This is a genomic window from Acidimicrobiales bacterium, assembly GCA_022452035.1.
In the GTDB taxonomy this organism is placed as follows: Bacteria; Actinomycetota; Acidimicrobiia; order Acidimicrobiales; family MedAcidi-G1; genus UBA9410.
The window spans coordinates 1-7,084 of the sequence record JAKURV010000047.1 but is presented as its reverse complement, the minus strand read 5'-3'; the positions used below and the strand labels follow the sequence as shown (position 1 = coordinate 7,084).

General features: G+C 61.4%; 8 protein-coding genes. 1 reads left to right on the top strand and 7 read right to left on the bottom strand.

The features are described from left to right. From MK181_10645 to MK181_10635, 3 genes are all read right to left on the bottom strand, one after another. Positions 1–1,338, bottom strand: a 1,338-nt coding sequence (locus tag MK181_10645) for a PhoX family protein (GenBank protein MCH2420257.1), incomplete at its 3' end; no start/stop codon positions are given. A 36-nt stretch (positions 1,339–1,374) separates the two neighbouring features. Further along, positions 1,375–1,575 (bottom strand): hypothetical protein, encoded by a 201-nt coding sequence (locus MK181_10640; protein ID MCH2420256.1) that lies wholly within the window; start codon positions 1,573–1,575, stop codon positions 1,375–1,377. Positions 1,576–1,674: 99 nt separating this feature from the next. Beyond that, positions 1,675–2,928: an MBL fold metallo-hydrolase gene (locus tag MK181_10635; protein ID MCH2420255.1), complete on the bottom strand. Its 1,254-nt coding sequence runs from the start codon at positions 2,926–2,928 to the stop codon at positions 1,675–1,677. A gap of 106 nt (positions 2,929–3,034) precedes the next feature. On the opposite strand from MK181_10635, the gene MK181_10630 reads away from it, so the two are divergent. Further along, entirely contained in the window at positions 3,035–3,475 is a 441-nt protein-coding gene (locus tag MK181_10630) for a hypothetical protein (protein MCH2420254.1), read from the top strand. Positions 3,476–3,698: 223 nt separating this feature from the next. On the opposite strand, the gene MK181_10625 is transcribed toward MK181_10630, so the two are convergent. The 4 genes from MK181_10625 to MK181_10610 form a co-directional block, all read right to left on the bottom strand. After that, the gene (locus MK181_10625; protein ID MCH2420253.1) at positions 3,699–4,508 is read right to left on the bottom strand and encodes an alpha/beta hydrolase; all 810 of its coding nucleotides are present in this window, start codon (positions 4,506–4,508) and stop codon (positions 3,699–3,701) included. A 139-nt stretch (positions 4,509–4,647) separates the two neighbouring features. Continuing rightward, positions 4,648–5,856, bottom strand: a complete 1,209-nt coding sequence (locus MK181_10620) for an amidohydrolase family protein (GenBank protein MCH2420252.1) — start codon at positions 5,854–5,856, stop codon at positions 4,648–4,650. A gap of 108 nt (positions 5,857–5,964) precedes the next feature. Further along, the gene (locus MK181_10615; protein ID MCH2420251.1) at positions 5,965–6,255 is read right to left on the bottom strand and encodes a DUF4326 domain-containing protein; all 291 of its coding nucleotides are present in this window, start codon (positions 6,253–6,255) and stop codon (positions 5,965–5,967) included. Beyond that, on the bottom strand, positions 6,252–6,773 hold the full coding sequence (locus tag MK181_10610; protein MCH2420250.1) for a GNAT family N-acetyltransferase: 522 nt from the start codon (positions 6,771–6,773) through the stop codon (positions 6,252–6,254). The genes MK181_10615 and MK181_10610 overlap by 4 nt, the downstream gene beginning before the upstream one ends. Positions 6,774–7,084: the final 311 nt, after the last annotated feature.

Here is a 7,084-nt window from a genome sequence, read left to right as displayed (position 1 = left end):
GGTCGGGGCCACAGTGGTGGTCGGGGCCACAGTGGTGGTCGGGGCCACAGTGGTGGTCGGGGCCACAGTGGTGGTCGGGGCCACAGTGGTGGTCGATGGAGCGGGCGGCTCGACCCTGCCCCTGAAGGGACCCGTCACCTCATAGGTCACCCCGCCGAAATTCCCGAGGTCGACCGCGGCCACCATCTCGTTGGTCGGTCGAGTTGTGGGACCGCGCTGTGAACTGAAGTAGAGGCGGTCCCTCGTCGGGTTGAAGCACGGCCCGGTCACCTCCGACCCCTCGTGGGCCGGGTCGGCGATCCGACAAAACGGTGCCACCTCGCCCTCCGGGCTGATGACCACCAGTTCCATGTTGCCACCGTCCTCAGCGACAAACAGATCGCCGGATCCCTCTTCTACGGTGATGTTGTCCACCCCGGTGAGAGGCTGCCGGTCCCCGCTACCGTCCCATACCAACTCGTATTGCTGGCTACGAAGGTCGACAGCATGGACCCGGTTGTCGGTTTTGGTAGTGAACCAAATCCAGCCGTCGTGGTACCAGATTCCCTCCGCTCCGGGTGTCACAAATGCCCCGGGCACCTGTTCTTGGGTCGGAACGGAGGCGCCTGTGGGATCGGCTACCTCCCCCCAGGTAACGGAGTCTTCGACGAGGATCATGGCCTCTAGCCGCCCAGTAGACAGGTCGGGGTAGGCGTCGGGGGTGAACCGGTACAGCACTCCGCCCTTGCTGTCCTCGGTCAGGTAGAGCATCCCCTCCTCCGGGTCGACGGCCACGGCCTCGTGGGCAAAAAACCCCATGGCGTCGCGGGCGATCGCCTCGCCCTCCCCGGTTGGATCGCACTCCCACACCCTGCCCCAGGCGGGCGGAAAGAACCCCTCCTCACAAGAAAGCCACGTTCCCCACGGCGTAGGCCCGCCGGAACAGTTGGAGTGGCTGCCGGACAGGATCGGGAAGGCGTCAAGGATCTGGCCGTCGGCGTCGAAGTGGACTGACGACGCACCGCCGTGGTTCTCGAACCCGGTCATGAAGTTGAACACCTCGCTGTTGCACGCGTAATACCAGCCGGCGTCACCATCGGGGAAGGTCGCCGCACCGTCCGGAAACAGATGCCAAAGGTGGTCAGTGCCGGCCACCGGGTCACCAGCGACGGCAACCACCCGGGAGGTGAACCCCTCGGGCAGGATTAGGCCGTTGGCGTCTGGGGCGATCCCTTCGATAGATCCGTAGGGCCCGGAGCCGGGTTCGGCAGCCCGGGCAGTGACCATGCCCGCAGTTGTGAGCATGCCAGCGCCAGCCGTGGCCACCAGACTCTGTCGCAAGAAGGTCCGTCGATCCATGTCGGCCTCCGATCAATCCCGGGTGTGGACCCTAGATCAGGCGTCCCGATTGAGGTGAATCTCGACAATGTGTTCAGCCGCCTCAGCCGGGGCGGTTTCTCCGTCGAGCACCGATCGCTCGGCCTCGGCCAGCACCTCGTGAACCGCCGGGTCAGCCCGCATGACGGCCACAAGTCGCCCTGTGTCTTCCCGCTCATTCGAATCACCCTTCCTCAACGCTCGGAATGCGTCGGGCACAGTGACCCATATGGGAGCGCTGTTCGTAACTTGCATCGCCTGCCGGAAAAAAGTCACCGCTACCGAAATGGACGGGAACCCTGCAGCACGTATCTCCGGTCAGGGAAGGTCCTGCCAGGAGGTGTGGCCCTTGTCTAGAAGTCGAGCCGATGAGCGATAGCAGGACTTGGATACGAAGGGTTCCACCTCCGCGGAACGCACTCGACATAGCTCGGCCTTGACGGCCCGGGCCTCCGCCACCATCGGGTCGTCTCCGGGGGCCAGGGCCACCAGGTCGATGACGTGGAGGGCTAGTTGGGTCTGCCCCTTCTGTGCGAGTTCCTTGGCCCGGTTCACAACGGTTGCCGGGTCGCCTAGGGCGGACAGGATCTCGGAGGCAGCCTGGTCAGGTGGGGATGGGTGCAGAGTGGTGGGGTTGCGGTCCCACCACCCGTTTTCCTCCCTGTACAGATCTCTCACGATGTAGTCAGCACAGCCGTAAGTAGGTGCCATCCACGGGTGGTCAAACAGTTCCGGTGGGTAAGCCATGTCGGCGAGAATCTCAGACTCGCTCATGCCTCGGTTCATTCTCTCGACCACCTCGGCTCGAAGCCACCGCAGTGCTTCGGCGGTCATGGTCAGACGTTCTCGCACCATCTCTGCACCGGATACCACCGGACCGAATTCAGTGACCAGGGTCTGAGCGCCCAGGGCGGCTAGACGGTCCAGGGTGTCAGCCCACCGGACGGTGTACCTCTGGGTACGCAGAGGAGTTCCCACGTTGGGGATGGAGTCGGCCGGGGTGGCTGGCCCGCCGTAGAGAAGACCATCCGCAGGGAACCACAGGGCAAGGGAGTCGTCGGTCTCGGAAGGGGCCCAGTAGGCCTCCACAGGTCGGGAGCCCTCTACGAGCACCAGGTGGTCCTCGAAGGTCTCGGTGGGATCGACGTGGAGGAATGCGTCATCAAGGGCCGCGATGGGAACCCCGTTGCGCCCCGGGAATTGCACGGCGGCCATCCGGGCTTGGAGATGGTGGGTCTCCCGGTAGCGGGAGTACCGGTACAGAAGGTTGGCGTGAGCCACCAGTCGGGGTGGCGGGTCCCCTCGGTCTGCGGCGTGCTCTAGCCAGGCTCCCATCCCCGCGTTGTATGAGTTATGACCGTGGCTGTAACAGATGGCGTGGACAGGGGCGTCGGTGATTCCACGTAGGTGGTCAATCATCTTGGGGGCCACCCCAACCGGGCCGCCGTCAACGATGACCATCCCGGCGTCTGTCTCGGCAGCCAGACAGTTGCCCATGCCGGGAAGGATGTGGAACCCGTCAGCAATGGTGGTGCGGGCCATGCGCCCGCTCATTGTTCCTTCAAAGACCATGGGCCGATGGTAGGCCTAACCGTTGGACGATGACCGATCTGGTAGCTACGAAGATGGCCTGGGGCGATTCAGTGTCAGAGCGGGGCTTGGTGGCTACCGTCAGGTCATGGACATCGAAGAGGTCAGGGCTTATCTGGCTACCGAGAACGGTCTGGCCATAGTCAGCACAACCCAAGCCGATGCACGCGTACTGTCCAGCGTCGTCAACTGTGGGGTGACCGACCATCCCATCACCGGTGTGCCTTGTGTGGCTTTTGTCTCGGCCGGAGGCGCTGCCCGGCTGGACCATGTTCGCCGCGGCTCCCAGGTAACCATCGCGATCCGTCGCGACTGGACATGGCGCTCAGTAACCGGCCCAGCCGACCTCATCGGACCTGGTGACCTACCTGACGGGATTGACGCCGAAGCCCTGCGGCTCCTACTGCGTGAAGTTTTCCAGGCAGCAAGTGGTACCCACGATGACTTCGACGAATATGACCGGGTCATGAGTAACGAAGGACGAGTGGCGGTCTTCATTGTTCCCGAGCGCATCCTGGGCAACTACTGATGAGTTGGCCTCTACGCCTCGCCTGACACCTCTTCGAAAAATAGTTTTGGTTTTTTTAAAAAATCTCTTGCGCTTCCCTTCGAACCGCGACTAGAAATCATCTCAGCGGGTTAACACTTCGGTGAAGGTCCGCTCGGGGAACGAACCGGAAACGGGGAGGACTCCGGGTTCAACCCCCTTCGGGGGGTTGTTCCGCGTCTAGGGCCGGTTCGGCCACACCAGTTCAGTTGGTAGAACCTGGCTCGGCGAGCGAGAGTTCGAGTTGCCTCTGGGTGACCGCACCGACGTGTCGGCACCACGGCAACCCGTGATGGCCTCCGTCTACGAGCATCAACTCCGCACCATGTATCTCTTCAGCGGCATGGGTTGCGTGATCGAGGAGGGGAAAAGCGTCGTTGGTGCCTTGAGCAATGAGTGTCGGCGCTGTGATCTCAACAAAAGGCAGCGGGGTGAGATTGGTTTCATTTGATTCGTCGTTCCTCTGGCCTGATTCCCGGAACCTTCTCGGTGCGAGGGAGGTGGGGAGATCAGCGATGTCGTGAAGCCGTGCCGGATTGGATGTGATCCAGTCCACTGCATCCCGTTTGCGGTCCTTGCTCAGGCCAGCCGCGAGCGCGTCAACGATCAGAGTCGCTGTCAGCTTGGGCCTCTTCTTCGCTATCTCGCACGAGAGCCAGGTCCCGACAGAAGACTCAAAGATTGCCCTCTCTACCGCGTTTATCGCCGGAGCAATAGGCAGGAGCACGGCTGCATCGAGAAGCAGTGCCTTGGTTCTATTTGGATGCCGTGCGGCGAAGTGGACAGCCGACGGACCGCCCGACGAGATCCCGAGAACTGTCACCTTTTTGATGTGGAGGGCGTCGAGCATCGCTGCGTATAGGTCGGCCTGCTGGGCCGGGTTCCGACCGGAATCAAGGGGAGTCCGCAGGTACCCAGGTCGTGACGGAGCGATCAACTCGCAGCCACCGTCCCGCAGGTGTCGGGCCCACACCAGCCCTTGATCGAACCCACCCGGCGATCCATGAACCGTCATCACCTTGGGCCCAGCGCCGTCCCTTGCGACCTGGATCGGCCCCCGTTCCGTTTCGAGGATCGTGGCCCGTCCGTCCAACGACGTCATCAATTTCTCAGACCAGCGCGACATGGAAACTCCAGTTAAGACCGCACGCGGCCTAGATGGCGACTGCTCCGCCCTGGATGACCGTCGAGACGCGGGACCGCATGTCGCTCACGTCAAGGCTCTCGCCCTCCCAGACCACCAGGTCCGCTATCTTCCCGACCTCCACCGTGCCGAGTTCACTCGAGACGCCCAGCAGGTCTGCAGCGACCGTCGTCGAGGATCGCAGAACCTGTGCATCTGACATTCCTAGCTTGGCCATCTCGGCCAACTCCCGAAGGTTCTCGCCGTGTGGAGTCACGCCTGTGTCTGTACCCATTGCCACCTTTACTCCAGCAGCGATTGCCCGTTCTACCGAATCTCGGTGAGCCTCGGCTACCGAGGTGGCGATCCTGACGACCTTTTCGGGTAGTTCCAGCCCTCGTTCGATCTGGTCTATAACCCCGAGCGGTGCCATGAGAGTCGGCACGAGATATGTCCCGGCAGCGAGCATCATCTCAATGGCCTCGTCATCCAGGTAGATCCCGTGCTCTATTGACCGGATACCGGCCGTAATGGCGTTCTTGATTCCCTGAGTGCCCTGGGCGTGAGCCATGACGAACCGGTCGGCGGCGGTTGCCTCGCTGACAAGCGCATCCAGCTCGTCAGGTCGCAAGTGTGCATGTTTCGGATTCGAGAGTGGCGACAGGACTCCGCCCGACGTCGCCACCTTGATTACGTCGGCACCGGCACGAATTAGTTCGCGGACTTTCTTCCGCATCTCCTCGGGACCGTCGACGATCGGGTGTGGGCGACCTGGGTGGGAGTCCATCATCCCGGGCATGTGCGCGCCGCAAATCTCCCACGAGTCGGCGTGTCCGCCGGTCTGGGAGATCATCGTTAGGGCGATTTGCATCCGAGGACCCTGGATCAGGCCACGTTCGCGTGCCGCTTTAACGCCGGCGTCAGTCCCTCCCGCCTCACGAACGCTGGTGATCCCGATTGCGAGTGTCCTTTTCATCCTTTCTGCGGCTTGGAAGAAGCTGAGGGAAAAGGGAGTTTCTGCATGCGTCTTGGCAGAGAAGTCGCCATCGACCATGAAGTGGACGTGGCAGTCGAACAGGCCGGGTGTTACCAGTCGGCCTGAGCAGTCGACGGCTTCGTCACCGTCTAGTCCGGAACCCACCTCGACAATGCGCCCGTCCTCGACCAGCACGTCGCCAGTAGATGTCTTGTCCGATGTTCCGTCAAAAATCTGGCCGCCGTGCAGTATCAAGCGAGTCATGGTCGAAGGCTAGGTGACTCTCAAGTTGGGACCAGCAGGGGCATCATCCGACAGAGCTGGCCTGGACCAGTTCAGGCCAGCGTGGGGCTTCGAAGCAGAGCCTTAAAACTAAGCCCGGTCGAGGAGTTCGACCAAGACGTCGCCGTGGCATGGCTTTGGCGCGCACCAACAACCCAGTCTTTTGCTCCGGAGTTCTTCGAGCGAGCCCAGCAACTCGGGCTGGGCGACCACCCATTCCCGGTAGGCGTTAATCGCGCGCTCGCGTTCGGCGTCGCTTTCATTAGCCATCACGAATGGGTTTCCCCATTTGCTGTCACCTATACCGAGCTCAGGTACAGCGCGTCCGATGTAGACGTCGTATTCGTCGACCTGGTTGTGCACGACGGTTGTTCGGCTCACCGCCCCAGTGTGCCTGTCGACAGCCTCTGTGTATCAACACGGTCATCGAACGCCATATTTCCACTCGCCCACCGGTAGTGGATGTCTGGCTCTCCCTCTTCGTTGTCACCGCCAGTTTTTCCGACAGCCCGAAAGCCATGTCGTTCATAGAAGCGCTGTGCCCCTCGGTTGCTTTCGAACGTCCAGAGTTCAAGGGCTTCCGGGTGTTCGACTTTCGCCTGTTCAATAAGTGCGGTGCCAAGTCCGTGATTGGTCCGAGTTGGGTCGATGTACAACTGTTCGATCCAGTTTCCGTTTAGAACCAGTACACCGGAGATAGCACCGTCGGTTTCGGTTACCCATACCTCAGTAGATGGCATGACGGTTTGGACAAAGTGTTTCTTTGCTTCCTCGTCAAGATGTACAAGAGGTGGAATTGCCGGCACTGACGCATGGCGCGAGCGGAGGAGAACTTCTGTCGCAGCCACATAGTCCGCTTGTTCGGCTCTTCGAACCCTGAACACGTCGTCAATAACCATTCTCGAAGGTTTACAACAGGCGCCGGACACACGAGTCAGTGGAGTCAGAGGGACTTGATAGCGGCCACAGACGCCAGGTCCACGACCTACCGTTGCTCGTCGTGAGACGGTCGCCCAACTCCCCCATTGGCCCCCACTTAGGGCACAGCAAGGCGTAACACGATGCATACTCCGGCCTTATGTCGCTGATCTACGCGCTACTTTCGACCTTTTCAATTGGATTGAGTGACTTCTTCGCCTCCGACGTAATAAAGCGGGTGCGCTCCTACGAGGTCACTTCGACGGTGATGCTCGCCGGTGTTGTTGCAATG